We start from the raw sequence: 26,837 nt of genomic DNA on the forward strand, positions 1-26,837 counted from the left end.
TCAACTCCAAACGATTACCGAGACACGCACCCATGGCAAAAGCTAAATTCGAGCGCACCAAGCCGCACGTGAACGTCGGCACCATCGGTCACGTTGACCATGGCAAGACCACGTTGACCGCTGCGCTGACCAAGATCGGTGCCGAGCGTTTCGGTGGTGAGTTCAAGGCGTACGACGCGATCGACGCGGCGCCGGAAGAGAAGGCGCGCGGCATCACGATTTCGACCGCACACGTCGAATACGAATCCCCGACCCGCCACTACGCGCACGTCGACTGCCCCGGCCACGCCGACTACGTCAAGAACATGATCACCGGTGCGGCGCAGATGGACGGCGCGATCCTGGTGTGCTCGGCCGCCGACGGCCCGATGCCGCAGACCCGTGAGCACATCCTGCTCTCGCGTCAGGTCGGTGTGCCGCACATCGTGGTGTTCCTGAACAAGGCCGACATGGTCGACGACGCCGAGCTGCTCGAGCTGGTCGAAATGGAGGTGCGCGAGCTGCTGAGCAAGTACGACTTCCCGGGCGACGACACCCCGATCATCCACGGTTCGGCGCGTCTGGCGCTGGACGGCGATCAGAGCGACATCGGTGTGCCGGCGATCCTGAAGCTGGTCGAAGCGCTGGATTCGTTCATTCCCGAGCCGACCCGCGACGTCGACCGTCCGTTCCTGATGCCGGTCGAAGACGTGTTCTCGATCTCCGGCCGCGGCACCGTGGTGACCGGTCGTATCGAGCGCGGCATCATCAAGGTGGGCGACGAAATCGAAATCGTCGGTATCCGCGATACGCAGAAGACCACGGTCACCGGCGTGGAAATGTTCCGCAAGCTGCTGGACCAGGGCCAGGCAGGCGACAACGCCGGTCTGCTGCTGCGCGGCACCAAGCGTGACGACGTCGAGCGTGGGCAGGTGCTGTGCAAGCCGGGTTCGATCAAGCCGCACACCGAGTTCGAAGCCGAAGTCTACGTGCTGTCCAAGGATGAGGGTGGCCGTCATACCCCGTTCTTCAAGGGCTACCGTCCGCAGTTCTACTTCCGCACCACCGACATCACTGGCGCTTGCCAGTTGCCGGAAGGCGTGGAAATGGTGATGCCGGGCGACAACGTGAAGATGGTCGTGACCCTGATCAACCCGGTCGCGATGGACGAAGGTCTGCGCTTCGCCATCCGTGAAGGCGGTCGTACCGTCGGCGCCGGCGTGGTTGCCAAGATCATCAAGTAAGTGCCTGTATCCAGCTGCCTGTTGGTGGCTGGATTCAAACGAATGGCGGGCCGGCTGAACCGCGGTCCGCCTTCGTTGTCTTGGGGTTTGCGGTAAACGAGTACATACGCCAGTAGCTCAATTGGCAGAGCAGCGGTCTCCAAAACCGCAGGTTGGGGGTTCGAGTCCCTCCTGGCGTGCCACTCCTCTTTCCGGCCCAGCGACTCGGGTCAGATCGGTAACTAGAGCCGGATGAATAGCAAAATCGAGCCTTCCAAGAGCGCGTCCTCTAGCGCTGATGTCGTTAAATACGTTGTCTCCGCTGCCCTGGTGGTTGCGGGGCTTTTTGTGTGGTTCTGGTTCTCCGCTCCCGAGCGCGCGACCCAGCTGGGCGCGTGGACGCCGCAGCTGCGTGCATTGGCTGTCATCGTCGGGTTGGTGGCGGGTGCATTTGTGTTTTTGGGTACCGGCAAGGGCCGGGAGACCCGCGAATTCCTGTCCGAATCCAGGTTCGAGTTGCGTAAGGTTGTCTGGCCGACGCGCCAGGAAGCTATCCGCACCACCTGGGTCGTCATTGTTGTTGTAATCATTCTGAGTTTGCTGTTGGGCGGCTTCGACTTTGTCATCCAGAAGCTCACGCAGTGGTTCCTGGCTCGTTGAGGAGAATCAAGCAGTGAAGCGTTGGTATGTCGTTCACGCCTATTCAGGCTTCGAAAAATCCGTTGCGCAGGCATTGCGCGACCGTATCGCGCGTGCCGAGATGGAAGATCGTTTCGGCGACGTGCTGGTGCCGACCGAAGAGGTCATCGAAATGCGCTCCGGCCAGAAGCGTCGGTCAGAGCGCAAGTTCTTCCCCGGCTACGTGCTGGTGCAGATCGAAACGCATGAAGAAGCCGGCATTCCGCGCATCGACAACGAAAGTTGGCACCTGGTGAAGGAAACTTCCAAGGTGATGGGTTTCATTGGCGGCACCGCCGACCGTCCTCTGCCGATTCGCGACGAAGAGGCGGATGCGATCCTGCAGCGGGTGCAAGATGGCGTCGAGAAGCCGCGTCCGAAGGTGCTGTTCGAGCCGGGCCAGATGGTGCGCGTCACCGAGGGTCCATTCAACGACTTCAACGGCGTCGTCGAGGAAGTCAATTACGAAAAGAGCAGGCTGCGTGTTGCCGTGCTCATCTTCGGTCGCTCCACGCCGGTCGAGCTCGAATTCGGTCAGGTCGAGAAAGGCTGACCCTGTGGGCGCCGGCTAGGCGCTCGCCCCAAATGCTGCTATAGTGCGCGGCTCGCTGTCCTGGCGAACCGCCTGGAACCAATGGCTGCCGCATGGCGGCCATCTGCGTGTGGTCAACAAACGTGAAGCCGGGACACGTGAATCCCGGTCCGATGGGGAGCCTGCAGGTCAGGCGCTAGCACCCGGAGAGTATTGAAATGGCTAAGAAGATTACCGCTTTCATCAAGTTGCAGGTCAAGGCCGGTCAGGCCAACCCTGCGCCGCCGGTTGGCCCTGCACTGGGTCAGCGCGGTCTGAACATCATGGAATTCTGCAAGGCATTCAACGCGGCAACGTCGAAGCTGGAGCCGGGTCTGCCGACGCCGGTGATCATCACCGCGTATTCCGACCGTACCTTCACGTTCGTCACCAAGAGCACTCCGGCCAGCGTGCTGCTCAAGAAGGCCGCAGGCGTGAGCTCCGGCTCGAAGCGTCCCAACACCGACAAGGTGGGCAAGGTGACGCGCAAGCAGCTGGAAGAGATCGCCAAGGTCAAGGAAGCCGATTTGACGGCAGCCGAGCTGGAAGCGGCGGTGCGCACGATTGCGGGTTCTGCCCGCAGCATGGGTTTGACGGTGGAGGGCTAAGACATGGCACAGAGCAAGCGCGTTAAGGCCATTACGGCCGCTGTCGTTCCGGGCAAGACCTATGCCTTCGAAGACGCAATCAAGATCCTGAAGACCGCCACCAAGGCCAAGTTCGTCGAGTCGATCGACGTTGCCGTGCGCCTGGGCGTGGACGCCAAGAAGTCCGACCAGCAGGTGCGCGGTTCCACCGTGCTGCCGGCCGGTACCGGCAAGAGCGTGCGCGTTGCAGTGTTCGCACCTGCAGGCGCCAAGGCTGACGAAGCCCTGGCCGCTGGTGCCGAGGCCGTGGGCATGGACGACCTGGCCGAGAAGATGCAGGCCGGCGACCTGAACTATGACGTGGTCATCGCGACCCCGGACGCCATGCGCGTCGTCGGTAAGCTGGGCACCCTGCTGGGTCCGCGCGGCTTGATGCCGAACCCGAAGGTCGGCACCGTGTCGGCCAATCCGGGCGAAGCGGTCAAGAATGCCAAGTCGGGCCAGGTGCGCTACCGCACCGACAAGGCCGGCATCATCCACTGCACCATCGGCAAGGCCAGCTTCGACGACGAAGCGCTGAAGTCGAACCTGCAGGCGCTGTTGCTGGATCTGGTCAAGGCCAAGCCGGCCACCTCCAAGGGTACCTACCTGCAGAAGGTGTCGGTCAGCTCGACCATGGGTCCGGGCGTGACGGTGGACCAGTCGAGCCTGTCGTTGAAGTAAGCGAATGCGTCCGGCGTCATGCGCCTGACGTATTTGGCAGTACAGCATTGTTTTTCCGGCCCGGGTCACCGTGTGCTGGGAGTCCGTTCCCTCCTTTGGGGTAACGGACATTTTGAAGGCGATCGCCGGCACGTCCGGCGGTAGCCGTCAAAGACCGCAGGCGCGGTCAGCGCGGATCGACGACGGGCAGGGATGCTCGCACTGGCAAGGAGTCGCCGTCGATGCAGCGGGATCGCTTAATTGGTTCGTTTCGAACCGGCCGGCGTAGATGGTGTCGCCCTTCTGGAGCTTTCTGGTATACGCGCGTCTGGGACATCCCGGATCGAGTCCACTCCAGGTCTAGAACGGCCACCAAAGGAACATCGGTCGATGTTCCCGGCTTCCAGGAAGGAGGCTGCCCTGGACCGCAACCGGCAGGAGCCGCGAGCGGAGTAGTTTGAAGCGGGGATTAGGGATTCGGCATTGGGGATTTGCAGGCTGCTTCACGGCTCTGGCGAATCCCGAATCACCAATCCCGAATACCGGCTTTAACGGAGGAGTGCAATGGCTCTCAATCTGTCCCAGAAGCAAGAAGTAGTCGCCGAGCTGGCAGACATCGCCGCCAAGGCCCACTCCCTGATCGCTGCCGAATACGCTGGCACCACGGTCTCCCAGATGACCGCGATGCGCAAGCAGGCCCGCGAAACCGGCGTGTTCTTGAAAGTTGTCAAGAACACCCTGGCTGCGCGCGCCGTTGAAGGTACTGATTTCGCTGTCGCTGCTGACAAGCTGGTCGGTCCTTTGCTGTATGCGTTTTCGATGGAGGAGCCCGGCGCAGCCGGTCGCCTGATCAAGGAATTTGCCAAGAGCAACGACAAGCTGCAGGCCAAGGTCGTGTCCATCGGCGGGGAACTGTTCCCGGCTGGACACGTCGACGTATTGGCCTCGCTGCCGACCCGTGACCAGGCCCTGGCCATGCTGGCCCGCGTGCTGTCCGAACCGGCTGCCATGTTCGCCCGTGCCGTCAAGGCCGTTGGCGACAAGCAGGGTGGTGGCGACGAAGCCGCCGCGCCGGTCGCCGAGACTGCCGAAGCTTGATGTCCTAGCGTTCGCTAGAACCCCAATCCAGAAAATCATTTAAAGGTAATCACAATGTCCCTTACCAACGAACAGATCGTCGACGCCATCGCCGAGAAGTCCCTGATGGAAGTGATGGAGCTGGTCAAGGCCATCGAAGAAAAGTTCGGCGTCTCCGCCGCTGCCCCGGTCGCTGCTGCTGCAGCTGGCCCGGCCGCCGTGGTTGAAGAGCAGACCGAGTTCAACGTGGTGCTGACCAACTGTGGCACCAACAAGGTCGGCGTCATTAAGGCCGTCCGCGCCGTGACCGGCCTGGGTCTGAAGGAAGCCAAGGATCTGACCGAAGCCGGTGGCATGCTGAAGGAAGGCGCTTCGAAGGACGAAGCCGAGAAGATCAAGAAGGAACTGACCGAAGCTGGCGCGACTGTCGAAATCAAGTAAGCAACACCTTGCATCGCCAGCGTTTCATGGTGATGCACTGAAGGCTGGGAGCGTAAAGCTCCCGGCCTTTGGCCGTTTCGGACGGGAAGTGGGATTGGAGAATCGTACATGCAGCATGGTGCGATCATCCGATTCCCGATTCCCGGCCTCACCGAGTTGGTAGTTGGAAGTAGCGGGAGAAGGCGTGCTGGTGCCGGCAATACCAGCGACTTCCAACTGACAATTTTGTTATTTCAGGGCCGCCGCGATGTGGCCCCCGCAGCCTAGGGTGAAGACCTCATGACGTCTTATTCGTTCACCGAAAAAAAGCGTATCCGCAAGGACTTCGGTAAGCAGCGCTCGATCCTCGAAGTGCCGTTCCTGCTTGCCATCCAGGTGGATTCCTATCGCGAATTCCTGCAGGAAGACGTGGAGCCGAACAAGCGTAAGGACCTCGGTCTGCACGCGGCATTGAAGTCGGTGTTCCCGATTTCCAGCTACAGCGGCAACGCTGCGCTGGAGTACGTCGGTTACAAGTTGGGTCAGCCGGTGTTTGACGAGCGTGAATGCCGTCAGCGCGGCATGAGCTATGGCGCGCCGCTGCGCGTGACCGTGCGTCTGGTGATCTACGACCGCGAGTCGTCGACCAAGGCGATCAAGTACGTGAAGGAGCAGGAGGTCTATCTCGGCGAAATTCCGCTGATGACCGGCAACGGTACCTTCATCGTCAACGGCACCGAGCGCGTGATCGTCTCGCAGCTGCACCGCTCGCCGGGCGTGTTCTTCGATCACGACCGTGGCAAGACCCACAGCTCGGGCAAGCTGCTCTACAGCGCCCGCATCATTCCGTACCGCGGCTCGTGGTTGGACTTCGAGTTCGACCCGAAGGATGCGCTGTTCACCCGTATCGACCGTCGCCGCAAGCTGCCGGTGTCGATCCTGCTGCGTGCGCTTGGCTACAGCAACGAAGAGATGCTGGCCGAGTTCTTCGAGATCAACACCTTCCACATCAACCCGGACGAAGGCGTGCAGCTGGAGCTGGTGCCGGAGCGTCTGCGTGGTGAAACGCTGAACTTCGACCTGGCAGACGGCGACAAGGTCATCGTGGAAGCGGGCAAGCGCATCACTGCGCGTCACGTCAAGCAACTGGAAGCCGCCGGCGTTGCCGCGCTGGCCGTGCCGGACGACTACCTGGTCGGTCGTATCCTGTCGCACGACGTGGTCGATGGCTCCACCGGCGAACTGCTGGCCAATGCCAACGACGAAATCAACGAAGACCAGCTGGCTGCCTTCCGCAAGGCGGGCGTCGATGCGGTCGGCACCCTGTGGGTGAACGATCTGGATCGTGGTCCGTACCTGTCCAACACCTTGCGCATCGATCCGACCAAGACGCAGCTGGAAGCGCTGGTCGAAATCTACCGCATGATGCGTCCGGGCGAGCCGCCGACCAAGGAAGCGGCGCAGAACCTGTTCCACAACCTGTTCTTCACCTTCGAGCGCTACGACCTGTCCACGGTCGGCCGCATGAAGTTCAACCGTCGCGTCGGCCGCAAGGACGTGCTGGGCGAGTCGGTGCTTTACGACAAGAAGTACTTTGCCGAGCGTAACGACGAAGAATCCAAGCGCCTGGTTGCCGAGCACGCCGACACTTCCGACATCCTGGAAGTGATCAAGGTGCTCACCGAAATCCGCAACGGTCGCGGCGTGGTCGATGACATCGATCACCTGGGCAACCGTCGCGTGCGTTCGGTCGGCGAAATGGCCGAGAACGTGTTCCGCGTGGGCCTGGTCCGCGTCGAGCGCGCGGTCAAGGAGCGTCTGTCGATGGCCGAGTCCGAAGGCCTGACCCCGCAGGAGCTGATCAACGCCAAACCGGTGGCTGCCGCGATCAAGGAATTCTTCGGCTCCTCGCAGCTGTCGCAGTTCATGGACCAGAACAACCCGCTGTCGGAAGTGACGCACAAGCGTCGCGTCTCCGCGCTGGGTCCAGGCGGTCTGACCCGCGAACGCGCCGGCTTCGAAGTGCGCGACGTGCACCCGACCCATTACGGCCGCGTCTGCACCATCGAAACGCCGGAAGGCCCGAACATCGGCCTGATCAACTCGCTGGCCGTGTTCGCCCGCACCAACCAGTACGGCTTCCTCGAGACGCCGTACCGTAAGGTGCTGGACGGCAAGGTCTCCGACGACGTCGAATACCTGTCGGCGATCGAGGAAAACGAGTACGTGATCGCCCAGGCGAACGCGCTGACCGATGCCAAGAACATGCTCACCGAGCAGTTCGTGCCGTGCCGGTTCCAGGGCGAATCGCTGTTGAAGCCGCCGTCCGAAGTGCACTTCATGGACGTCTCGCCGATGCAGACCGTGTCGGTCGCAGCGGCGCTGGTGCCGTTCCTCGAGCACGACGACGCCAACCGCGCACTGATGGGCGCCAACATGCAGCGCCAGGCCGTGCCGACACTGCGTTCGCAGAAGCCGCTGGTCGGTACCGGCATCGAGCGTGCGGTTGCGCGCGACTCGGGCGTGACCGTCAATGCGCTGCGTGGTGGCGTGATCGAGCAGATCGACGCAGCCCGCATCGTGGTCAAGGTCAACGAGGCAGAAATCGGCGGCGGCACCGATGCCGGCGTGGATATCTACAACCTGATCAAGTACACCCGCTCCAACCAGAACACCTGCATCAACCAGCGTCCGCTGGTGAATGTGGGCGACGTGATCGCGCGCGGCGACGTGCTGGCAGACGGCCCGTCCACCGACATCGGCGAACTGGCGCTGGGCCAGAACATGCTGATCGCGTTCATGCCGTGGAACGGCTACAACTTCGAAGACTCCATCCTGCTCTCCGAGCGCGTGGTGGAAGAGGATCGTTACACCACGATCCACATCGAAGAGCTGACCTGCGTTGCGCGCGACACCAAATTGGGGCCGGAGGAAATTTCCGCCGACATCCCGAACGTGTCCGAGCAGGCCTTGAACCGTCTGGATGAAAGCGGCGTGGTGTACATCGGTGCGGAAGTGCGCGCCGGCGACATCATGGTCGGCAAGGTCACGCCGAAGGGCGAAAGCCAGCTGACTCCGGAAGAAAAGCTGCTGCGTGCGATCTTCGGCGAGAAGGCGTCCGACGTGAAGGACAGCTCGCTGCGCGTGCCCCCGGGCATGGACGGCACCGTCATCGACGTGCAGGTCTTCACCCGCGACGGCATCGAGAAGGACAAGCGTGCGCGTCAGATCGAAGAGTCTGAAATCAAGCGCGTCAAGAAGGACTTCGACGACCAGTTCCGCATCCTGGAAGCGGCCATCTACGCGCGTCTGCGCTCGCAGATCGTGGGTAAGGTCGCCAACGGCGGCGCCAACCTGAAGAAGGGCGACACCGTCACCGACGCGTACCTGGACGGGCTGAAGAAGTCCGATTGGTTCCAGCTGCGCATGAAGGACGAAGACGCTGCCGACGCCATCGAGCGTGCGCAGAAGCAGATCCAGGCGCACGAGAAGGAATTCGAAGCACGTTTTGCCGACAAGCGCGGCAAGATCACCCAGGGCGACGACCTCGCACCGGGCGTGCTGAAGATGGTCAAGGTGTTCCTGGCCGTGAAGCGCCGCATCCAGCCGGGCGACAAGATGGCGGGCCGCCACGGCAACAAGGGTGTGGTCTCCAACGTGGTGCCCGTGGAAGACATGCCGTACATGGCCACCGGCGAGTCGGTCGACATCGTGTTGAACCCGCTCGGCGTGCCGTCGCGCATGAACATCGGCCAGATTCTGGAAGTGCATCTGGGTTGGGCCGCCAAGGGCCTGGGTCGCAAGATCCAGCGCATGCTGGAAGCCCAGGCCGCCGTCAGCGAACTGCGCAAGTTCCTCAACGACATCTACAACCACGACAACGCGATCAATGCACAGCGCGTGGACCTGTCGCAGTTCAGCGATGAGGAATTGCTCAACCTGGGCAAGAACCTGATCGACGGCGTGCCGATGGCGACCCCGGTGTTCGACGGCGCCAGCGAAGCGGAAATCAAGCGCATGCTGGAGCTGGCCGATCTGCCGCAGAGCGGTCAGACCCAGCTGTACGACGGTCGCACTGGCGAAGCGTTCGATCGCAAGACCACGGTCGGCTACATGCATTACCTGAAGTTGAACCACTTGGTCGACGACAAGATGCATGCGCGCTCGACTGGCCCGTACTCGCTGGTGACCCAGCAGCCGCTGGGCGGCAAGGCGCAGTTCGGTGGTCAGCGCTTCGGCGAAATGGAAGTCTGGGCGCTGGAAGCCTACGGCGCGGCCTACACCCTGCAGGAAATGCTGACGGTGAAGTCCGACGACGTGCAGGGCCGCAACCAGATGTACAAGAACATCGTCGATGGTGAGCACGAGATGGTCGCGGGCATGCCGGAATCCTTCAACGTGTTGGTGAAGGAAATCCGCTCGCTGGCGATCAACATGGAACTGGAAGAGTAAGAGCCGGGCCCGGTCAGCGGCCTGCAACCCGGAAGTGGCGAGCGCTCAGCGCGTTCGCTCTTCCCGGGTACGGTGTCCTGATCGCAGTCCCGTTTGAAGCTGTTCGCGTTTCATCTCAGATACGAAATTCCTCCGACCCGGAGATATCAAATGAAAGACCTGCTCAACCTCTTCAATCAGCAGCGCCAGACGCTGGATTTCGATGCGATCAAGATCGCGCTGGCGTCGCCGGACCTGATCCGTTCGTGGTCCTACGGCGAAGTGAAGAAGCCCGAAACCATCAACTACCGGACCTTCAAGCCCGAGCGTGATGGCCTGTTCTGCGCCGCCATCTTCGGACCGATCAAGGACTACGAATGCCTGTGCGGCAAGTACAAGCGCATGAAGCACCGTGGCGTGGTCTGCGAAAAGTGCGGTACCGAAGTCACCCTGGCCAAGGTGCGCCGCGAGCGCATGGGTCACATCGACCTGGCCTCGCCGGTTGCGCACATCTGGTTCCTCAAGTCGCTGCCGTCGCGCATTGGCTTGATGCTGGACATGACCCTGCGTGACATCGAGCGCGTGCTGTACTTCGAAGCCTATGTCGTCACCGAGCCGGGCCTGACCCCGCTCGAGCGCCGCCAGCTGCTGACCGAAGAGCAGTATCTGACCGCGCGTCAGGAGTACAACGACGACTTCGACGCCGCCATGGGCGCCGAGGCTGTGTATGAGCTGCTGCGCACGATCGACCTGCAATCGGAAATGACTCGTCTGCGCGAGGAAATCGCCAGCACCGGTTCGGAAACCAAGCTCAAGCGTTTGACCAAGCGCATCAAGCTGATCGAAGCCTTCCTGGAATCGGGTAACCGTCCGGAGTGGATGGTCATGACCGTGCTGCCGGTGCTGCCGCCGGATCTGCGTCCGCTGGTGCCGCTGGATGGCGGCCGCTTCGCGACCTCGGATCTGAATGATCTGTACCGCCGCGTGATCAACCGCAACAACCGTCTGCGTCGCCTGCTGGAGCTCAATGCTCCGGACATCATCGTGCGCAACGAAAAGCGCATGCTGCAGGAATCGGTCGATGCGCTGCTGGACAACGGCCGTCGCGGTCGTGCCATCACCGGCACCAACAAGCGTCCGCTGAAGTCGCTGGCCGACATGATCAAGGGCAAGCAGGGCCGGTTCCGTCAGAACCTGCTCGGCAAGCGCGTGGACTATTCCGGCCGTTCGGTCATCACCGTCGGTCCGTACCTCAAGCTGCACCAGTGCGGCCTGCCGAAGAAGATGGCGCTCGAGCTGTTCAAGCCGTTCGTGTTCGCCAAGCTGCAGCGTCGTGGCCTGGCCACCACCATCAAGGCCGCCAAGAAGCTGGTCGAGCGCGAAGAAGCCGAAGTCTGGGACATCCTGGAAGAAGTGATTCGCGAGCATCCGGTGCTGTTGAACCGCGCGCCGACCCTGCACCGCCTGGGCATCCAGGCGTTCGAGCCGGTGTTGATCGAAGGCAAGGCCATCCAGCTGCATCCGCTGGTCTGTACTGCCTTCAACGCCGACTTCGACGGCGACCAGATGGCTGTCCACGTTCCGCTCTCGCTGGAAGCCCAGCTGGAAGCGCGTGCGTTGATGATGTCCACCAACAACATCCTGTCGCCGGCCAACGGCGAGCCGATCATCGTGCCGTCGCAGGACGTGGTGTTGGGTCTGTACTACATGAGCCGCGCCCTGGAGAACAAGAAGGGCGAAGGCATGGTGTTCGCCAACACCAGCGAAGTGAAGCGCGCCTACGACAACCGCGTGGTCGAACTGCACGCCAAGGTCAAGGTACGCATCACCCAGGTGGACGTGGAAGCCGGCGGCAAGCGCAGTAGCGGCACCTCGATCGTGGACACCACGGTCGGTCGTGCGCTGCTGAGCGAGATCCTGCCCGAGGGCCTGCCGTTCCAGCTGGCCAACACCGAGATGACCAAGAAGAACATCTCGCGCCTGATCAACTCCAGCTACCGTCTGCTGGGCTTGAAGGACACCGTCGTGTTCGCCGACAAGCTGATGTACACCGGCTACGCCTACGCAACCCGCGCCGGCGTGTCGATCGGTATCGACGACATGCTGATCCCCGACGAGAAGAAGGGCATCCTCACCGAGGCCGAAGCCGAAGTGCTGGAAATCCAGGAGCAGTACCAGTCGGGTCTGGTCACCGCCGGCGAGCGCTACAACAAGGTCGTGGACATCTGGTCGCGGACTAGCGAGCGCATCGCCAAGGCGATGATGGACACCATCGGTACCGAAAAGGTCGAGAACGCCAAGGGCGAGACCATCGACCAGAAGTCGATGAACTCGCTGTACATCATGGCCGACTCCGGTGCCCGTGGTAGCCAGGCGCAGATCCGTCAGCTGGCCGGTATGCGCGGCCTGATGGCGCGTCCGGACGGCTCGATCATCGAGACGCCCATCAAGGCGAACTTCCGCGAAGGCTTGAACGTGCAGGAGTACTTCAACTCCACCCACGGCGCCCGTAAGGGTCTGGCCGATACCGCGCTGAAGACGGCGAACTCCGGTTACCTGACCCGCCGCCTGGTCGACGTGGCGCAGGACGTGGTGATCACCGAAATCGATTGCGGCACCACCGAGGGGTTGATCATGACCCCGATCGTGGAAGGCGGCGACGTGGTCGAGCCGTTGCGCGAGCGCGTGCTGGGCCGCGTGGTGGCCGAGGACGTGTACCTGCCGGGCAACGACGAAGAGCCGATCGTCACCCGCAACACGCTGCTCGACGAAGCCTGGGTGGCCAAGCTCGAAGACGCCAGTGTGCAGTCGGTGAAGGTGCGTTCGACCATCAGCTGCGAATCCTCGTTCGGCGTGTGCGCACGCTGCTACGGCCGCGATCTCGCACGTGGTCACCAGGTCAACATCGGCGAAGCGGTCGGCGTCATCGCCGCGCAGTCGATCGGTGAGCCGGGCACCCAGCTGACCATGCGTACGTTCCACATCGGTGGTGCGGCGTCGCGTGCGGCTGCGGTGGACAACATCACCGTCAAGACCACCGGTTCGGTGAAGTTCAACAACCTCAAGTCGGTGGCGCATGCCAGCGGTTCGCTGGTTGCGGTCTCGCGTTCTGGCGAACTGTCCGTGCTCGATGGCCATGGCCGCGAGCGCGAGCGTTACAAACTGCCGTACGGCGCGACCATCACTGCCAAAGACGGCGATGCGGTCAAGGCTGGGCAGAGCGTTGCCAACTGGGATCCGCATAACCACCCGATCGTGTCGGAAGTGGCCGGTTTCATTCGCTTCATCGACTTCGTCGACGGCGTCACCGTCATCGAGAAGACCGACGAGCTGACCGGTCTGGCGTCGCGCGAAATCACCGACCCGAAGCGTCGCGGTGCACAGGCCAAGGAACTGCGTCCGATCGTGCGCATCGTCGATGCCAAGGGTAACGACCTGACGATTCCCAATACGGATCTACCGGCCCAGTACCTGCTGCCGCCGCGCTCCATTGTCAACCTGCAGGACGGCGCTGCCGTCGGTGTGGGCGACGTGGTTGCCAAGATCCCGCAGGAAGCGTCCAAGACCCGCGACATCACCGGTGGTCTGCCGCGCGTTGCCGACTTGTTCGAAGCACGCAAGCCGAAGGATCCGGCGATCCTGGCAGAACGCTCGGGCATCATCAGCTTCGGTAAGGACACCAAGGGCAAGCAGCGCCTGATCATCAAGGATACCGATGGTTCGGAACACGAAGAGCTGATTCCCAAGTACCGCCAGATCATCGTGTTCGAAGGCGAACACGTGACCAAGGGCGAGACCGTGGTGGACGGCGAGCCGAGCCCGCAGGACATCCTGCGTCTGCTGGGTGTCGAACCGCTGGCCGCTTATCTGGTCAAGGAAATCCAGGACGTGTATCGCCTGCAGGGCGTGAAGATCAACGACAAGCACATCGAGGTGATCACTCGCCAGATGCTGCGTAAGGTCGAGATCGTTGATCAGGGCAACAGCAAGTTCCTCAACGGCGAGCAGGTCGAGCGGCAGCGCGTCATCGAGGAAAATGCCCGCCTGGTCAAGCGCAACGAACTGCCGGCCAAGTACGATCCCGTGTTGCTGGGTATCACCAAGGCATCGCTGGCCACCGAGTCGTTCATCTCGGCGGCATCGTTCCAGGAGACCACCCGCGTGTTGACCGAGGCAGCCGTGCGCGGCACCCGCGACAACCTGCGCGGTCTGAAGGAAAACGTGATCGTGGGTCGCCTGATCCCAGCCGGTACGGGTCTGGCGTACCACGCCGGACGTCGCAAGGCCTCGGGTCTGACCGACTCGGAAATGGAAACGCTGTCGGGCAAGCCGGCAGTCGCCGAACCGGTCGCCGCAGTGGCCGACGCTGGCGCGGACGAGGAGTAAGCGCTCCGACGGCGGTCGCAAGATCGCCGTAAGCCAAGCGAAAAGGAGGGCAGGACGCCCTCCGTTTTCCGGCCTTGGATGGGCCAGCAGGTTCAGATTTCGTGAAGTTGACGGAGTTTCCTCCTGCCAGCTATACTTCTCTGTCTCGGTGGGCCGGTCTCGGCCTGCCTTTGTTTTCGTGCAGGCCGTCTCGGCCTATCAATCAGAAGAATCAACTGATGACGACGATCAATCAGCTGGTCCGCAAGCCTCGGCAAGCGACCACCTACAAGAGTGCCTCTCCGGCACTGGACAAGTGTCCGCAGCGCCGTGGCGTCTGCACACGCGTCTATACCACTACCCCGAAGAAGCCGAACTCGGCCCTGCGTAAAGTCGCCAAGGTGCGCCTGACCAATCAGGAAGAGGTCATCAGCTACATCGGTGGTGAAGGCCACAACCTGCAGGAGCACTCCGTGGTCCTGATCCGCGGTGGCCGCGTCAAGGATCTTCCCGGTGTGCGTTATCACACCGTCCGTGGTTCGCTGGACGCCGCCGGCGTCGCCAAGCGTCGTCAAGGCCGTTCCAAGTACGGCGCCAAGCGCCCGAAGAGCTAAGGAAATACTCAAATGTCCCGTAAAGGTTCTACTCCGCAGCGCACCGTCCTGCCAGATCCAAAGCATGGCAGCGAAACCATTGCCCGCTTCATCAATATGGTGATGCAGAGTGGCAAGAAGTCGGTTGCTGAGAAAATTGTCTATGGCGCAATGGACGTCATTGGCGAAAAGAATCCGAATGCCATCGAACTGGTGCAGAAAGCACTGGACAACGTGGCCCCGGCTGTCGAAGTCAAATCGCGTCGCGTCGGTGGTGCTACCTATCAGGTGCCCGTCGAAGTGCGTTCCTCCCGTCGCATGGCGCTGGCGATGCGCTGGTTGATCGATTCCGCGCGCAAGCGTGGCGAGAACACCATGCCGCGTAAGCTGGCTGCAGAACTGTTGGACGCCTCGGAAAGCCGCGGCGGCGCGATCAAGAAGCGCGAAGAGACCCACCGCATGGCGGAGGCGAACAAGGCGTTCGCACATTACCGCTGGTGACCTCGGGGGCCTTGGTAACGGGGCCCTTCAGCACCATATGAGTGCTGTTTGCGACGCATCTTGCGTCGCATCCAATCCGAAGGCCGCCGAAAGGCGGCGTTCGGCCATCCGAAATCCAAGAAATTGAGAGGCTCCCCGTGGCCCGCACCACCCCTATCGAGCGTTACCGCAACTTCGGCATCATGGCCCACATCGATGCCGGCAAGACCACCACGTCCGAACGCATCCTGTTCTACACCGGTGTGAGTCACAAGATCGGCGAAGTCCATGACGGCGCTGCAGTGATGGACTGGATGGAGCAGGAGCAGGAGCGTGGTATCACCATCACCTCCGCTGCGACCACCGCGTTCTGGTCGGGTATGGACAAGTCCATGCCGCAGCACCGCTTCAACATCATCGACACCCCCGGGCACGTCGACTTCACCATCGAAGTGGAGCGCTCCTTGCGCGTGCTCGACGGTGCGGTGTTCGTGCTGTGCGCCGTGGGTGGCGTGCAGCCGCAGTCCGAGACCGTGTGGCGCCAGGCCAATAAGTATTCCGTGCCGCGCATGGCATTCGTCAACAAGATGGACCGTACCGGTGCCAACTTCGACAAGGTCGTTGAGCAGCTGAAGGCCCGTCTGGGTGCCTATGCCGTGCCGATGCAGGTGCCGATCGGCGCCGAAGACGGCTTTGAGGGCGTGGTCGACCTGCTGAAGATGAAGGCGATCCATTGGGATACCGCATCGCAGGGCACCACCTTCGAATACCGCGACATTCCGGCCGACCTGGTCGATGTCGCCACCGAGGCGCGTTCGTTCATGGTCGAGGCGGCTGCAGAAGCCAGTGAAGACCTGATGGACAAGTACCTCAACGAGGGCGACCTGAGCGAGCAGGAGATCCTGTCGGGTCTGCGCGAGCGCACCTTGAAGGTGGAGATCGTGCCGGTCTTCTGCGGCTCGGCGTTCAAGAACAAGGGCGTGCAGGCCATGCTCGACGGCGTGGTGCATTTGCTGCCGTCGCCGGCGGACCGTCCGCCGGTGCAGGGTATCGACGAAGACGAGAAGGAAGACACACGCGCCGCGACCGATACCGCGCCGTTCTCGGCGCTGGCGTTCAAGATCATGACCGATCCGTTCGTGGGCTCGCTGACGTTCTTCCGTGTCTACTCGGGCACGCTGAACTCCGGCGACCAGGTCTACAACCCGGTCAAGTCGAAGAAAGAGCGCGTGGGCCGCATCCTGCAGATGCACTCCAACAATCGCGAAGAGATCAAGGAAGTGCGCGCGGGCGACATCGCCGCTGCCGTGGGTCTGAAGGACGTCACCACCGGTGACACGCTGTGTGCGCAGGACAAGATCATCACCCTGGAGCGCATGGTGTTCCCGGAGCCGGTGATCTCGATGGCGGTGGAGCCGAAGACCAAGTCGGACCAGGAAAAGATGGGCATGGCCCTGGGTCGTCTGGCGCAGGAAGATCCCTCGTTCCGCGTCAAGACCGACGAAGAATCCGGCCAGACCATCATCTCGGGTATGGGCGAGTTGCACCTGGACATCATCGTCGACCGCATGCGTCGCGAGTTCAATGTCGAGGCCAACGTCGGCAAGCCGCAGGTGGCCTACCGCGAAACGATCCGCAAGTCTGACGTCAAGTCTGATTACAAGCACGCCAAGCAGTCCGGTGGTAAGGGTCAGTACGGTCACGTAGTGATCGAGCTGTCGCCGATGACCGAGGAAGAGCGCAAGAGCGACAACGTCAAAGACGATTTCTTGTTCGTCAACGACATCACCGGCGGCATCATTCCGAAGGAGTTCATCCCTTCGGTCGAAAAGGGTCTGCGCGAGACGATTACCAGTGGTCCGATCGCCGGCTTCCCGGTGGTGGGCGTGAAGGTCAAGCTGGTGTTCGGCTCGTACCATGACGTCGACTCCTCGGAAATGGCGTTCAAGCTGGCTGCATCGATGGCGTTCAAGCAGGGCTTCGCGAAAGCCAGCCCGGTGTTGCTGGAGCCGATCATGAAAGTCGAAATCGTCAGCCCGGAGGATTACCTGGGTGACGTGATGGGCGACGTGAGCCGCCGTCGTGGCGTGTTGCAGGGTCAGGACGACAGCCCGTCGGGCAAGATCATCAACGCGATGATACCGCTGGGTGAAATGTTCGGTTACGCCACTTCGCTGCGCTCGATGAGCCAGGGCCGTGCGACGTTCTCGATGGAATTCGACCACTACGAAGAGGCACCGGCCAACATCGCCGACGCCGTCACCAAGAAGGGCTGAGTTCGCTCAGCCGCTTCTCACAAATTTTTCAATTAGAGGTAGTTAGTCATGGCAAAAGCTAAATTCGAGCGCACCAAGCCGCACGTGAACGTCGGCACCATCGGTCACGTTGACCATGGCAAGACCACGTTGACCGCTGCGCTGACCAAGATCGGTGCCGAGCGTTTCGGTGGTGAGTTCAAGGCGTACGACGCGATCGACGCGGCGCCGGAAGAGAAGGCGCGCGGTATCACGATTTCGACCGCGCACGTCGAATACGAATCCCCGACCCGCCACTACGCGCACGTCGACTGCCCCGGCCACGCCGACTACGTCAAGAACATGATCACCGGTGCGGCGCAGATGGACGGCGCGATCCTGGTGTGCTCGGCCGCCGACGGCCCGATGCCGCAGACCCGTGAGCACATCCTGCTCTCGCGTCAGGTCGGTGTGCCGCACATCGTGGTGTTCCTGAACAAGGCCGACATGGTCGACGACGCCGAGCTGCTCGAGCTGGTCGAAATGGAAGTGCGCGAGCTGCTGAGCAAGTACGACTTCCCGGGCGACGACACCCCGATCATCCACGGTTCGGCGCGTCTGGCGCTGGACGGCGATCAGAGCGATATCGGTGTGCCGGCGATCCTGAAGCTGGTCGAAGCGCTGGATTCGTTCATTCCCGAGCCGACCCGCGACGTCGACCGTCCGTTCCTGATGCCGGTCGAAGACGTGTTCTCGATCTCCGGCCGCGGCACCGTGGTGACCGGTCGTATCGAGCGCGGCATCATCAAGGTGGGCGACGAAATCGAAATCGTCGGTATCCGCGATACGCAGAAGACCACGGTCACCGGCGTGGAAATGTTCCGCAAGCTGCTGGACCAGGGCCAGGCAGGCGACAACGCCGGTCTGCTGCTGCGCGGCACCAAGCGTGACGACGTCGAGCGTGGGCAGGTGCTGTGCAAGCCGGGTTCGATCAAGCCGCACACCGAGTTCGAAGCCGAAGTCTACGTGCTGTCCAAGGATGAGGGTGGCCGTCATACCCCGTTCTTCAAGGGCTACCGTCCGCAGTTCTACTTCCGCACCACCGACATCACTGGCGCTTGCCAGTTGCCGGAAGGTGTGGAAATGGTGATGCCGGGCGACAACGTGAAGATGGTCGTGACCCTGATCAACCCGGTCGCGATGGACGAAGGTCTGCGCTTCGCCATCCGTGAAGGCGGTCGTACCGTCGGCGCCGGCGTGGTTGCCAAGATCATCAAGTAAAAGAGCTGCAGGTTGACGGTCTAGGCCGTTGGTGCAGTGGAAAAGGGGTCGGCGCAAGCCGGCCCTTTTTCGTTGCTGTCAAGCAGTGGTGGTAAGGATGGCCTGCGGGTCTACCCAAGCATCGGCTTGCGCGCCCAAATCATGTTCGCTACAATGCGCGGCTCGGTGTCCCTGGGTAGGGCGCTGAGTTACAGCGAAAAGAACGGCAGGATGCCGCTCGTGTTCGCCAGACCGGGAAGGTCGCGTTGCATGAAGCACTCAGCAACTCATACGTTGTTGACCGTGCTCTTGTTGCGCATTATACTTTTCCGTCTGGGCAGGCCGGGTTACCGGGCTGCCTCAGTTTTTGGGCGGAGGAAATGCCCTCGCCAGCAGGACGCGCGGCGATTTCATCAACGTCAGGAATATCGGGGCAGGTATCCCAGAGGCCTTGCCCGTCGCTCTTTTAACGAAGGAAGCTTCCGTCATGTCGGAACAAAAGATCCGGATTCGGTTGAAGGCGTTCGATCATCGTTTGATCGACCGTTCGGCCAGCGAGATCGTCGAAACGGCTAAGCGGACCGGCGCGCAAGTGCGTGGCCCGATCCCGTTGCCGACCAAGATCGAACGTTACACCATCCTCGTATCCCCGCACGCTGACAAAGATGCGCGTGACCAATACGAAACCCGCACGCACAAGCGTGTGCTCGATATCGTCGACCCGAACGACAAGACCGTGGACGCGCTGATGAAGCTCGAACTCGCGGCTGGCGTCGACGTCCAGATCAAGCTGACCTGAGGACTACGACCATGACGAAGAAATATTCGTTGGGCTTCGTGGGCCGCAAGGCTGGTATGAGCCGCGTCTTCACTGAAGACGGTCGCTCGGTACCGGTCACGCTGATCGAAGCAACTCCGAACCGCATCGCGCAGATCAAGACCGTCGAGGTTGACGGCTACAGCGCCGTGCAGGTCACCGTTGGCGCCCGTCGTGCCGCGCTGGTCAACAAGCCGGCTGCTGGCCACTTCGCGAAGGCGAAGGTGGAAGCGGGTCGTGGCCTGTGGGAATTCCGTGTTGAAGATGCCCAGCTCGGCGATTTCGCCGTCGGTGGCGAAATCAAGGCGGACATTTTCGAGGTCGGCCAGAAGGTTGACGTCCAGGGCGTCACCAAGGGTAAGGGTTTCCAGGGCACCATCAAGCGCTACAACTTCCGTATGGGCGATGCAACCCACGGTAACTCGCTGTCGCATCGCGCGCCGGGTTCGCTGGGTCAGCGCCAGACCCCGGGTCGCGTTTTCCCGGGCAAGAAGATGTCGGGCCACATGGGCGCCGTGCAGCAAAGCACGCAGAACCTGGAAGTGGTCAAGGTCGACGTCGAGCGTGGTCTGATTGCTATCCGCGGCGCCGTGCCTGGCGCAGCAGGTGGCGACGTGATCGTCCGTCCGGCGAGCAAGGCATAAGGAGAGATGACGATGGAACTCGTTATCACGGGTAGCAACAACAAGGTCTCGGTCTCCGATGCCGTGTTCGGTCGCGAATTCAGCGAAGATCTGGTTCACCAGGTCGTCGTCGCTTATCGCAACGCCGGTCGCGCCGGTACCAAGGCACAGAAGACGCGTTCGGAAGTTGCGGGCACGACCAAGAAGTCGAAGAAGCAGAAGGGCGGCGGTGCGCGTCATGGCGCGCTGACGGCTCCGATCTTCGTCGGTGGCGGCGTGACCTTCGCGGCCAAGCCGCGCAGCTTCGAGCAGAAGGTCAACCGCAAGATGTACCGTGCGGCCATCTGCGCGATTTTTTCCGAGCTGAACCGTCAGGGTCGTCTGATGATCGTCGACGCATTCGACCTCGAAGCGACCAAGACCAAGGGCTTGATCGAAAAGCTCAAGGGGCTGGAAGTGGGCAAGCGCCCGCTGATCGTCACCGAAGAGGCTTCCGAGCACCTGTATCTGTCCGCTCGCAACCTGCCGTATGTGCAGGTGCGTGACGTGCAGGGCCTGGATCCGGTCGCTCTGGTCGGGGCCGATACGGTCGTGATCACCGCTGACGCGGTCAAGAAGGTCGAGGAGTGGCTGGCATGAGCAGCAACGAAAAAATCTTCAGCGTGCTGCGCGCTCCGCGAGTCTCCGAAAAGACCGCGCGCCTGCAGGAAATCTCCAACCAGTATGTCTTCGAAGTTTCGAACGAAGCCACCAAGGCCGATGTAAAGGCCGCGGTTGAGCAGCTGTTCGACGTCAAGGTCAAGGCAGTCAACGTGGTCAACGTCAAGGGCAAGAGCAAGTCCTTCCGTAACCGTGCTGGCAACCGTGGCAATTGGCGCAAGGCGTACGTCCGCCTGGTCGATGGTCAGTCCATCGACGTAACGGCCAAGGCCTGAGGTCCATCCCATGCCATTGATGAAGTTCAAACCCACCTCTCCCGGCCGTCGTTCCGCCGTGCGCGTGGTTACTCCCGATCTGCACAAGGGCGCACCGCACGCGGCGCTGCTCGATTCGCAGAGCAAGTCCGGTGGTCGTAACCACCACGGCCGCATCACCGTGCGTCACGTCGGTGGCGGCCACAAGCAGCACTACCGCATCATCGACTTCAAGCGCAACAAGGAAGGCATTCCGGCGCGTGTGGAGCGGATCGAATACGATCCGAACCGTACCGCTCATATCGCCCTGCTGTGCTATGTCGACGGCGAGCGCCGCTACATCATCGCCCCCAAGGGCCTGAAGGCTGGCGACCAGGTCATTGCCGGTGCCAACGCACCGATCAAGACCGGCAACACGTTGCCGCTGCGCAACATCCCGGTCGGTACGACGGTTCACGGTATCGAGCTGAAGCCGGGTAAGGGCGCTCAGATCGCACGTGCTGCCGGTGCAGCCGTCCAGCTGGTCGCTCGCGAAGGCATCTATGCCACGCTGCGTCTGCGCTCGGGCGAAATGCGCAAGGTGCCGGTCGAGTGCCGCGCCACCATCGGCGAAGTCGGCAACGACGAGCATAACCTCGAGAAGTTGGGCAAGGCCGGCGCCAAGCGTTGGCGCGGTGTTCGCCCGACCGTTCGCGGTGCGGCCATGAACCCGGTCGATCACCCGCACGGTGGTGGTGAAGCGAAGGCTGGTCAGGGTAATCCGCATCCGGTCACCCCGTGGGGTGTTCCGACCAAGGGTTACAAGACGCGCAAGAACAAGCGCACCCAGCAATTCATCGTCCGCGATCGTAGGGGCTAATCGACCATGGCACGTTCACTTAAGAAGGGCCCGTTCGTCGATCACCACCTTGCAAAGAAGGTGGAGTCCGCTGCGGGTAGCAAGAAGCCGATCAAGACCTGGTCGCGCCGTTCGATGATTCTGCCTGAAATGGTAGGCATCACCATCGCCGTGCATAACGGCAAGAACCACATTCCGGTGCTCGTCAACGAGAATATGGTCGGCCACAAGCTCGGCGAATTTGCCGTCACCCGGACCTTCAAGGGTCACGGTGGCGACAAGAAGTCGGGCAGGTAAGGAGAGATGACGATGGAAGCGAAAGCAATCCTGCGCACCGCGCGCATCTCCCCGCAGAAGGCCCGCCTGGTCGCTGACCAGGTGCGTGGTTTGTCCGCCGAGCGTGCGGTCAATCTGCTGAAGTTCTCGGACAAGAAGGCTGCACACCTGATCAAAAAGGTGGTGGAGTCGGCGATCGCCAATGCCGAGAACAATCAGGGCGCGGATGTCGACGAGCTGAAGGTCAAGACCATCATGGTTGATGAAGGTCCCTCCCTGAAGCGTTTCATGGCGCGGGCGAAAGGCCGCGGTACCCGCATCCTCAAGCGCACCAGCCACATCACTGTGGTTGTGGGCGCCGCCAAGTAAGCGGAAAGGAAAAGACCATGGGTCATAAAGTTCATCCGACTGGAATCCGCCTCGGCATCGCCAAGGACTGGAATTCCAAGTGGTACGCAAACAAGGCCGAGTTCGCCTCCTATTTGGCAGCCGACCTGAAAGTGCGTGAAATGCTGCGCAAGAAGCTCGCGCAGGCAGGTGTCAGCAAGATCTTGATCGAGCGCCCTGCCAAAACCGCCCGCGTGACCATTCACACCGCCCGTCCGGGTGTGGTGATCGGCAAGCGTGGCGAGGACATCGAAAAGCTGCGCAAGGAAGTGAGCGAGCTGATGGGCGTTCCGGCGCACATCAACGTCACCGAAGTGCGCAAGCCGGAGCTGGACGCGCAGCTGGTCGCCGAGTCGATCGCGCAGCAGCTTGAGCGTCGCATCATGTTCCGCCGTGCAATGAAGCGCTCGGTCGGTAACGCGATGCGCCTGGGTGCCCTGGGCATCAAGGTCAATGTGGCTGGCCGCCTCAACGGTGCAGAAATCGCCCGTTCGGAGTGGTACCGCGAAGGCCGCGTGCCGCTGCACACGCTACGTGCCGACATTGATTACGGTTTTGCCGAGGCGTCCACGACGTACGGCATCATCGGTATCAAGGTCTGGATCTATAAGGGCGAAGTCTTCGACTTCTCTCAGGTTGGCCAGGAAAAGCAGGACGACAGCCCGCGCAACGATCGTAACGATCGCGGCGACCGTGGTGACCGCCCGTCGCGCCCGGCTCGTGAAGCGAGGTAACGGCAATGTTGCAACCCAAGCGAACCAAATATCGCAAGATGCACAAGGGCCGTAACGACGGCCTGGCATGGAGCGGAAACGCCGTCAGCTTCGGCGAGTACGGCCTCAAGGCCACGGCGCACGGTCAGCTGACCGCACGCCAGATTGAAGCAGCACGCCGCACGATCAGCCGCCACGTCAAGAAGGGCGGCAAGATGTGGATCCGTGTGTTCCCCGACAAGCCGATCACCAAGAAGCCGATCGAAGTCCGCATGGGCTCCGGTAAGGGCAACGTGGAGTACTGGGTCGCGCAGATTCAGCCGGGCCGCATGATCTATGAAATCGAGGGAATCCCCGGAGAAACCGCACGTGAGGCGTTCCGCCTTGCCGCTGCCAAGCTCTCGGTGACCACCACTTTCGTGACCCGGACGGTGCGCTGATGGATATCGAACAACTCCGCGAGAAGTCGGCTGACGAATTGAAGGCCCATCTGACCGATCTGCGTAAGGAGCAGTTCTCGCTCCGTATGCAGCAGGTCACCGGCCAGCTGCCGAAGACCCACGAAACCCGCCGGGTGCGCCGCGAGATTGCTCGCGTCAAGCACCTGCTCGGCAGCACCAAGTAAGGACGGCCGCGATGAGCGACAATAACGAAAAGCAAACGCTGCGCACGGTCGAAGGCCGTGTCGTCAGCAACAAGATGGACAAGACGGTCACCGTGTTGGTGGAGCGCCAGGTCAAGCATGCTCTGTACGGCAAGTACATCAAGCGCTCGACCAAGCTGCACGCACACGACGCCGACAATGCCTGCAACGAAGGCGACGTCGTGCGTGTGACCGAGATTGCTCCGATGTCCAAGACCAAGAACTGGCGGGTGGTGGAAATCGTCACCCGTTCGGCCGAATAAGGGAGATCTGAATCATGATCCAGATGCAGAGCTACCTCGATGTCGCCGACAATTCGGGTGCCAAGGAAGTGATGTGCATCAAGGTGCTGGGCGGCTCCAAACGCCGTTACGCACATATTGGTGACATCATCAAGGTGACCGTCAAGGACGCCATTCCGCGTGGCAAGGTCAAGAAGGGCGAAGTCTACGACGCCGTCGTGGTGCGTACCCGTAAGGGTGTGCGCCGTCCCGACGGTTCGCTGATCCGCTTCGATGGCAACGCCGCTGTGCTGTTGAACAATAAGCAGGAGCCGATCGGGACCCGCATCTTCGGGCCGGTGACGCGCGAGCTGCGTTCCGAGAAGTTCATGAAGATCGTCTCGCTCGCTCCCGAAGTGCTGTGAGCGGAGGACATACACATGGCTAACCGTATCAAGAAGGGCGACCAGGTCGTCATCAACACCGGCAAGGACAAGGGTAAGCAGGGTGAAGTGGTGCGTGTGGACGGCGATCGCGTGATCGTCTCCAACGCCAACGTCATCAAGCGCCACACCAAGCCGAACCCGCAGGCAGGCGTTGCCGGCGGCGTGGTCGAGCGTGAAGCGTCGATCCATATCTCCAACGTCAATATCGTCAACCCGGCAACGGGCAAGGGCGAGCGCGTTGGCTTCAAGGTGCTGGAGGATGGACGCAAACTGCGTGTGTTCCGCTCCAGCGGTGAGGCGCTCGACGCCTGAGGAATGAGATCATGAACACTCGTCTCGAAAAGTTTTACAAGGACAACGTGGTGCCGGCCCTGATGAAGGAGTTCGGCTACACCAATCCGATGGAAGTGCCGAAGCTGGTCAAGGTCACGCTCAATATGGGCGTAGGCGAAGCCGCTACCAACAAGAAGATCCTGGAAAATGCGGTTGCCGACATGGCGAAGATCTCCGGTCAAAAGCCGGTGGTCACCAAGTCGCGCGTTTCGGTCGCATCCTTCAAGATCCGTGACGGCTGGCCGATCGGCTGCAAGACCACCTTGCGTCGCGCCAAGATGTACGAGTTCCTGGATCGTCTGATCAACATCTCGTTGCCGCGCGTGCGCGACTTCCGTGGTGTGTCCGGTCGCTCCTTCGACGGTCGCGGCAACTTCAACATGGGTGTGAAGGAACAGATCATCTTCCCGGAAATCGACTTCGACGCCGTCGACGCGATCCGTGGTATGGATATCGCCATCACCACCACCGCCAAGACGGATGCGGAAGCGAAGGCGCTGCTGGCAGCGTTCAAGTTCCCGTTCCGTAACTGACCGTCGAGGACATCCGAAATGGCAAAGACCTCCATGATCCACCGCGACATCAAGCGTGCGAAGCTGGCGAAGAAATTCGCCGGCAAGCGTGATGCGTTGAAGAAGATCCTCTCCAGTCAGGATGCGTCCTACGAAGAGAAGATCGATGCGTCGACCAAGTTGCAGAAGCTGCCGCGCGATTCGTCGCCGAGCCGCCACCGCAACCGTTGCGAGCTCTCCGGTCGCCCGCGCGGTGTCTACCGCAAGTTCGGCCTGGGTCGCAACATGCTGCGCAAGGCCACGATGAACGGCGACGTTCCGGGCCTGCGCAAGGCAAGCTGGTAACGCATTCCGGCCGTTCGCGGCCGGATTTGAACAGGATCGTTCTGTTCAACAAGGGAGTCCGACGCAAGTCGGGCTCTTTTGTCGTATACTTCCGCTTCTGTCTTGCCCGTGCGGGTCTGGCATGGCGTCAAGGGTCCTGGCCCGTCCCCAGGAAAACACAAGATTTTCGCGAAAGCGGATATCGGTGCACTCAAAGGTACTCACATGAGCATGACTGATCCCATCGCCGACCTGCTGGTTCGCATCAAGAATGCGGCCGCGGTTGGTAAGCAGACGGTGAAATTGCCGTCGTCCAAGATTAAGGTTGCGATCGCCCAAGTCCTGAAGGACGAGGGTTACATCACCGACCTGCGCGTGACCCAGGCCGAAAACAACAAGGCGGAACTGGAAATCGTGCTGAAGTATTTCGAAGGCCGCCCGGTCATCGAGACCCTGAAGCGTTTTTCGCGCTCGGGTCTGCGCCAGTACCGCGGCAAGACCGAGCTGCCCAAGGTCCTGGGTGGCTTGGGTATCGCCATCATCTCCACGTCGAAGGGCATCATGACCGATGCGCAGGCTCGCGAAGCCGGCGTTGGTGGTGAAGTTCTGTGCTTCGTGGCCTAAGGGAAGGAATCGAACATGTCCCGTGTAGCCAAGAAGCCTGTCTCCCTCCCGAAGGGTGTTGAACTCAACGTCCAGCCTGGGCTGGTCAGCGTCAAGGGCCCGAAGGGCACGTTGACCCTGCCGAAGCCGGCTGGTGTCGAAATCGCCATCGATGGCGGCGTTGCCACGCTGTCGGCCAACGATCCGTCGCAGATCGCCCTCACCGGCACCGTCCGCGCCATCCTGGCCAACATGGTCAAGGGTGTCTCCGAAGGCTTCGAGCGCAAGCTCGAGCTGGTCGGCGTCGGTTACCGCGCTGCCATGCAGGGCAAGGACCTGAGCCTGGCGCTCGGTTTCTCGCACCCGCTGGTGTTCGTGGCGCCGGAAGGCATCACGCTGTCGACTCCCACTCAGACCGAAATCGTGGTCCAGGGCGCCGACAAGCAGCGCGTCGGCGAAGTTGCCGCCAAGATTCGCGGTTTCCGTCCGCCGGAGCCCTACAAGGGCAAGGGTGTGAAGTACGCCGGTGAAGTCATCATTCGCAAGGAAGCCAAGAAGGCTTAATGGCGAGTCCCTCGCAAGAGCCC

30 protein-coding genes and 1 tRNA gene are annotated in these 26,837 nt (G+C 61.6%); all 31 read left to right on the forward strand.

Going from position 1 to position 26,837, the window contains the following annotated elements; genetic code table 11:
• The first annotated feature begins 32 nt into the window (after positions 1 to 32).
• A complete protein-coding gene (tuf, locus tag AMD14_RS05375) occupies positions 33 to 1,223 on the forward strand; it encodes an elongation factor Tu (RefSeq protein ID WP_003486726.1) in 1,191 nt (396 codons plus the stop codon).
• A gap of 106 nt (positions 1,224 to 1,329) precedes the next feature.
• Positions 1,330 to 1,405: transfer RNA gene (locus AMD14_RS05380), tRNA-Trp, on the forward strand.
• Positions 1,406 to 1,454: 49 nt separating this feature from the next.
• The gene (gene secE, locus AMD14_RS05385) at positions 1,455 to 1,862 is read left to right on the forward strand and encodes a preprotein translocase subunit SecE (protein ID WP_005917581.1); all 408 of its coding nucleotides are present in this window, start codon (positions 1,455 to 1,457) and stop codon (positions 1,860 to 1,862) included.
• A 13-nt stretch (positions 1,863 to 1,875) separates the two neighbouring features.
• Complete coding sequence (gene nusG / locus AMD14_RS05390; protein ID WP_003486751.1) at positions 1,876 to 2,433, forward strand: transcription termination/antitermination protein NusG; 558 nt, start codon at positions 1,876 to 1,878, stop codon at positions 2,431 to 2,433.
• A 197-nt stretch (positions 2,434 to 2,630) separates the two neighbouring features.
• Positions 2,631 to 3,059 carry a 50S ribosomal protein L11 gene (gene rplK / locus AMD14_RS05395; RefSeq protein WP_003486749.1) on the forward strand — a complete coding sequence of 143 codons (429 nt, stop codon included), beginning with the start codon at positions 2,631 to 2,633 and terminating at the stop codon, positions 3,057 to 3,059.
• A gap of 3 nt (positions 3,060 to 3,062) precedes the next feature.
• On the forward strand, positions 3,063 to 3,761 hold the full coding sequence (gene rplA, locus AMD14_RS05400; protein ID WP_003486747.1) for a 50S ribosomal protein L1: 699 nt from the start codon (positions 3,063 to 3,065) through the stop codon (positions 3,759 to 3,761).
• 543 nt (positions 3,762 to 4,304) lie between these two features.
• Entirely contained in the window at positions 4,305 to 4,838 is a 534-nt protein-coding gene (gene rplJ / locus AMD14_RS05405) for a 50S ribosomal protein L10 (RefSeq protein ID WP_005930748.1), read from the forward strand.
• Positions 4,839 to 4,892: 54 nt separating this feature from the next.
• Positions 4,893 to 5,258 carry a 50S ribosomal protein L7/L12 gene (rplL, locus tag AMD14_RS05410; protein ID WP_003486742.1) on the forward strand — a complete coding sequence of 122 codons (366 nt, stop codon included), beginning with the start codon at positions 4,893 to 4,895 and terminating at the stop codon, positions 5,256 to 5,258.
• A gap of 279 nt (positions 5,259 to 5,537) precedes the next feature.
• Positions 5,538 to 9,689, forward strand: coding sequence for a DNA-directed RNA polymerase subunit beta (gene rpoB / locus AMD14_RS05415; protein ID WP_003486738.1), 4,152 nt, complete (start codon positions 5,538 to 5,540; stop codon positions 9,687 to 9,689).
• A gap of 150 nt (positions 9,690 to 9,839) precedes the next feature.
• The gene (rpoC, locus tag AMD14_RS05420; RefSeq protein WP_003486736.1) at positions 9,840 to 14,054 is read left to right on the forward strand and encodes a DNA-directed RNA polymerase subunit beta'; all 4,215 of its coding nucleotides are present in this window, start codon (positions 9,840 to 9,842) and stop codon (positions 14,052 to 14,054) included.
• A 218-nt stretch (positions 14,055 to 14,272) separates the two neighbouring features.
• Entirely contained in the window at positions 14,273 to 14,647 is a 375-nt protein-coding gene (gene rpsL / locus AMD14_RS05425; protein WP_002811712.1) for a 30S ribosomal protein S12, read from the forward strand.
• Between the two features lie 12 nt (positions 14,648 to 14,659).
• Positions 14,660 to 15,127: a 30S ribosomal protein S7 gene (gene rpsG / locus AMD14_RS05430; protein ID WP_005917592.1), complete on the forward strand. Its 468-nt coding sequence runs from the start codon at positions 14,660 to 14,662 to the stop codon at positions 15,125 to 15,127.
• 137 nt (positions 15,128 to 15,264) lie between these two features.
• The gene (gene fusA, locus AMD14_RS05435) at positions 15,265 to 17,382 is read left to right on the forward strand and encodes an elongation factor G (RefSeq protein ID WP_005917595.1); all 2,118 of its coding nucleotides are present in this window, start codon (positions 15,265 to 15,267) and stop codon (positions 17,380 to 17,382) included.
• A 48-nt stretch (positions 17,383 to 17,430) separates the two neighbouring features.
• Positions 17,431 to 18,621 carry an elongation factor Tu gene (gene tuf / locus AMD14_RS05440; RefSeq protein ID WP_003486726.1) on the forward strand — a complete coding sequence of 397 codons (1,191 nt, stop codon included), beginning with the start codon at positions 17,431 to 17,433 and terminating at the stop codon, positions 18,619 to 18,621.
• Positions 18,622 to 19,087: 466 nt separating this feature from the next.
• Positions 19,088 to 19,399, forward strand: coding sequence for a 30S ribosomal protein S10 (gene rpsJ / locus AMD14_RS05445; RefSeq protein WP_003486723.1), 312 nt, complete (start codon positions 19,088 to 19,090; stop codon positions 19,397 to 19,399).
• Between the two features lie 11 nt (positions 19,400 to 19,410).
• Positions 19,411 to 20,061 carry a 50S ribosomal protein L3 gene (gene rplC / locus AMD14_RS05450; RefSeq protein ID WP_005917121.1) on the forward strand — a complete coding sequence of 217 codons (651 nt, stop codon included), beginning with the start codon at positions 19,411 to 19,413 and terminating at the stop codon, positions 20,059 to 20,061.
• A gap of 12 nt (positions 20,062 to 20,073) precedes the next feature.
• Positions 20,074 to 20,679, forward strand: coding sequence for a 50S ribosomal protein L4 (rplD, locus tag AMD14_RS05455; RefSeq protein WP_005917124.1), 606 nt, complete (start codon positions 20,074 to 20,076; stop codon positions 20,677 to 20,679).
• The gene (rplW, locus tag AMD14_RS05460) at positions 20,676 to 20,975 is read left to right on the forward strand and encodes a 50S ribosomal protein L23 (RefSeq protein ID WP_003486717.1); all 300 of its coding nucleotides are present in this window, start codon (positions 20,676 to 20,678) and stop codon (positions 20,973 to 20,975) included. The genes rplD and rplW overlap by 4 nt, the downstream gene beginning before the upstream one ends.
• 10 nt (positions 20,976 to 20,985) lie before the next feature.
• On the forward strand, positions 20,986 to 21,813 hold the full coding sequence (gene rplB / locus AMD14_RS05465; protein ID WP_003486715.1) for a 50S ribosomal protein L2: 828 nt from the start codon (positions 20,986 to 20,988) through the stop codon (positions 21,811 to 21,813).
• A 6-nt stretch (positions 21,814 to 21,819) separates the two neighbouring features.
• Positions 21,820 to 22,089: a 30S ribosomal protein S19 gene (rpsS, locus tag AMD14_RS05470; protein ID WP_005917128.1), complete on the forward strand. Its 270-nt coding sequence runs from the start codon at positions 21,820 to 21,822 to the stop codon at positions 22,087 to 22,089.
• Positions 22,090 to 22,101: 12 nt separating this feature from the next.
• Entirely contained in the window at positions 22,102 to 22,437 is a 336-nt protein-coding gene (gene rplV, locus AMD14_RS05475) for a 50S ribosomal protein L22 (protein WP_003486710.1), read from the forward strand.
• 17 nt (positions 22,438 to 22,454) lie between these two features.
• Positions 22,455 to 23,189, forward strand: a complete 735-nt coding sequence (gene rpsC / locus AMD14_RS05480; RefSeq protein ID WP_003486708.1) for a 30S ribosomal protein S3 — start codon at positions 22,455 to 22,457, stop codon at positions 23,187 to 23,189.
• Between the two features lie 5 nt (positions 23,190 to 23,194).
• Positions 23,195 to 23,608, forward strand: a complete 414-nt coding sequence (gene rplP / locus AMD14_RS05485; RefSeq protein ID WP_045714552.1) for a 50S ribosomal protein L16 — start codon at positions 23,195 to 23,197, stop codon at positions 23,606 to 23,608.
• Positions 23,608 to 23,793 (forward strand): 50S ribosomal protein L29, encoded by a 186-nt coding sequence (gene rpmC, locus AMD14_RS05490; protein WP_011050639.1) that lies wholly within the window; start codon positions 23,608 to 23,610, stop codon positions 23,791 to 23,793. The genes rplP and rpmC overlap by 1 nt, the downstream gene beginning before the upstream one ends.
• 11 nt (positions 23,794 to 23,804) lie before the next feature.
• Positions 23,805 to 24,074, forward strand: a complete 270-nt coding sequence (gene rpsQ, locus AMD14_RS05495; RefSeq protein ID WP_003486701.1) for a 30S ribosomal protein S17 — start codon at positions 23,805 to 23,807, stop codon at positions 24,072 to 24,074.
• A 14-nt stretch (positions 24,075 to 24,088) separates the two neighbouring features.
• Entirely contained in the window at positions 24,089 to 24,457 is a 369-nt protein-coding gene (gene rplN / locus AMD14_RS05500) for a 50S ribosomal protein L14 (RefSeq protein WP_003486699.1), read from the forward strand.
• A 15-nt stretch (positions 24,458 to 24,472) separates the two neighbouring features.
• The gene (gene rplX / locus AMD14_RS05505; protein ID WP_003486696.1) at positions 24,473 to 24,790 is read left to right on the forward strand and encodes a 50S ribosomal protein L24; all 318 of its coding nucleotides are present in this window, start codon (positions 24,473 to 24,475) and stop codon (positions 24,788 to 24,790) included.
• Positions 24,791 to 24,801: 11 nt separating this feature from the next.
• A complete protein-coding gene (rplE, locus tag AMD14_RS05510; RefSeq protein ID WP_003486694.1) occupies positions 24,802 to 25,344 on the forward strand; it encodes a 50S ribosomal protein L5 in 543 nt (180 codons plus the stop codon).
• An 18-nt stretch (positions 25,345 to 25,362) separates the two neighbouring features.
• On the forward strand, positions 25,363 to 25,668 hold the full coding sequence (rpsN, locus tag AMD14_RS05515; RefSeq protein ID WP_005917137.1) for a 30S ribosomal protein S14: 306 nt from the start codon (positions 25,363 to 25,365) through the stop codon (positions 25,666 to 25,668).
• A gap of 204 nt (positions 25,669 to 25,872) precedes the next feature.
• Positions 25,873 to 26,271 (forward strand): 30S ribosomal protein S8, encoded by a 399-nt coding sequence (rpsH, locus tag AMD14_RS05520; RefSeq protein ID WP_005932726.1) that lies wholly within the window; start codon positions 25,873 to 25,875, stop codon positions 26,269 to 26,271.
• A gap of 15 nt (positions 26,272 to 26,286) precedes the next feature.
• Positions 26,287 to 26,814, forward strand: a complete 528-nt coding sequence (gene rplF, locus AMD14_RS05525; protein WP_011050640.1) for a 50S ribosomal protein L6 — start codon at positions 26,287 to 26,289, stop codon at positions 26,812 to 26,814.
• The last annotated feature ends 23 nt before the right edge of the window (positions 26,815 to 26,837 follow it).

Source organism: Xanthomonas citri pv. citri, assembly GCF_000961215.1.
GTDB classification, from domain to species: domain Bacteria; phylum Pseudomonadota; class Gammaproteobacteria; order Xanthomonadales; family Xanthomonadaceae; genus Xanthomonas; species Xanthomonas cissicola.

Coding starts and splice junctions, on each gene's coding strand:
- tuf (WP_003486726.1), top strand. CDS start 33: ATGGCAAAAGCTAAATTCGAGCGCACCAAGCCGCACGTGAACGTCGGC.
- secE (WP_005917581.1), top strand. CDS start 1,455: ATGAATAGCAAAATCGAGCCTTCCAAGAGCGCGTCCTCTAGCGCTGAT.
- rplK (WP_003486749.1), top strand. CDS start 2,631: ATGGCTAAGAAGATTACCGCTTTCATCAAGTTGCAGGTCAAGGCCGGT.
- rplA (WP_003486747.1), top strand. CDS start 3,063: ATGGCACAGAGCAAGCGCGTTAAGGCCATTACGGCCGCTGTCGTTCCG.
- rplJ (WP_005930748.1), top strand. CDS start 4,305: ATGGCTCTCAATCTGTCCCAGAAGCAAGAAGTAGTCGCCGAGCTGGCA.
- rplL (WP_003486742.1), top strand. CDS start 4,893: ATGTCCCTTACCAACGAACAGATCGTCGACGCCATCGCCGAGAAGTCC.
- rpoB (WP_003486738.1), top strand. CDS start 5,538: ATGACGTCTTATTCGTTCACCGAAAAAAAGCGTATCCGCAAGGACTTC.
- rpoC (WP_003486736.1), top strand. CDS start 9,840: ATGAAAGACCTGCTCAACCTCTTCAATCAGCAGCGCCAGACGCTGGAT.
- rpsL (WP_002811712.1), top strand. CDS start 14,273: ATGACGACGATCAATCAGCTGGTCCGCAAGCCTCGGCAAGCGACCACC.
- rpsG (WP_005917592.1), top strand. CDS start 14,660: ATGTCCCGTAAAGGTTCTACTCCGCAGCGCACCGTCCTGCCAGATCCA.
- tuf (WP_003486726.1), top strand. CDS start 17,431: ATGGCAAAAGCTAAATTCGAGCGCACCAAGCCGCACGTGAACGTCGGC.
- rpsJ (WP_003486723.1), top strand. CDS start 19,088: ATGTCGGAACAAAAGATCCGGATTCGGTTGAAGGCGTTCGATCATCGT.
- rplC (WP_005917121.1), top strand. CDS start 19,411: ATGACGAAGAAATATTCGTTGGGCTTCGTGGGCCGCAAGGCTGGTATG.
- rplD (WP_005917124.1), top strand. CDS start 20,074: ATGGAACTCGTTATCACGGGTAGCAACAACAAGGTCTCGGTCTCCGAT.
- rplW (WP_003486717.1), top strand. CDS start 20,676: ATGAGCAGCAACGAAAAAATCTTCAGCGTGCTGCGCGCTCCGCGAGTC.
- rplB (WP_003486715.1), top strand. CDS start 20,986: ATGCCATTGATGAAGTTCAAACCCACCTCTCCCGGCCGTCGTTCCGCC.
- rpsS (WP_005917128.1), top strand. CDS start 21,820: ATGGCACGTTCACTTAAGAAGGGCCCGTTCGTCGATCACCACCTTGCA.
- rplV (WP_003486710.1), top strand. CDS start 22,102: ATGGAAGCGAAAGCAATCCTGCGCACCGCGCGCATCTCCCCGCAGAAG.
- rpsC (WP_003486708.1), top strand. CDS start 22,455: ATGGGTCATAAAGTTCATCCGACTGGAATCCGCCTCGGCATCGCCAAG.
- rplP (WP_045714552.1), top strand. CDS start 23,195: ATGTTGCAACCCAAGCGAACCAAATATCGCAAGATGCACAAGGGCCGT.
- rpmC (WP_011050639.1), top strand. CDS start 23,608: ATGGATATCGAACAACTCCGCGAGAAGTCGGCTGACGAATTGAAGGCC.
- rpsQ (WP_003486701.1), top strand. CDS start 23,805: ATGAGCGACAATAACGAAAAGCAAACGCTGCGCACGGTCGAAGGCCGT.
- rplN (WP_003486699.1), top strand. CDS start 24,089: ATGATCCAGATGCAGAGCTACCTCGATGTCGCCGACAATTCGGGTGCC.
- rplX (WP_003486696.1), top strand. CDS start 24,473: ATGGCTAACCGTATCAAGAAGGGCGACCAGGTCGTCATCAACACCGGC.
- rplE (WP_003486694.1), top strand. CDS start 24,802: ATGAACACTCGTCTCGAAAAGTTTTACAAGGACAACGTGGTGCCGGCC.
- rpsN (WP_005917137.1), top strand. CDS start 25,363: ATGGCAAAGACCTCCATGATCCACCGCGACATCAAGCGTGCGAAGCTG.
- rpsH (WP_005932726.1), top strand. CDS start 25,873: ATGAGCATGACTGATCCCATCGCCGACCTGCTGGTTCGCATCAAGAAT.
- rplF (WP_011050640.1), top strand. CDS start 26,287: ATGTCCCGTGTAGCCAAGAAGCCTGTCTCCCTCCCGAAGGGTGTTGAA.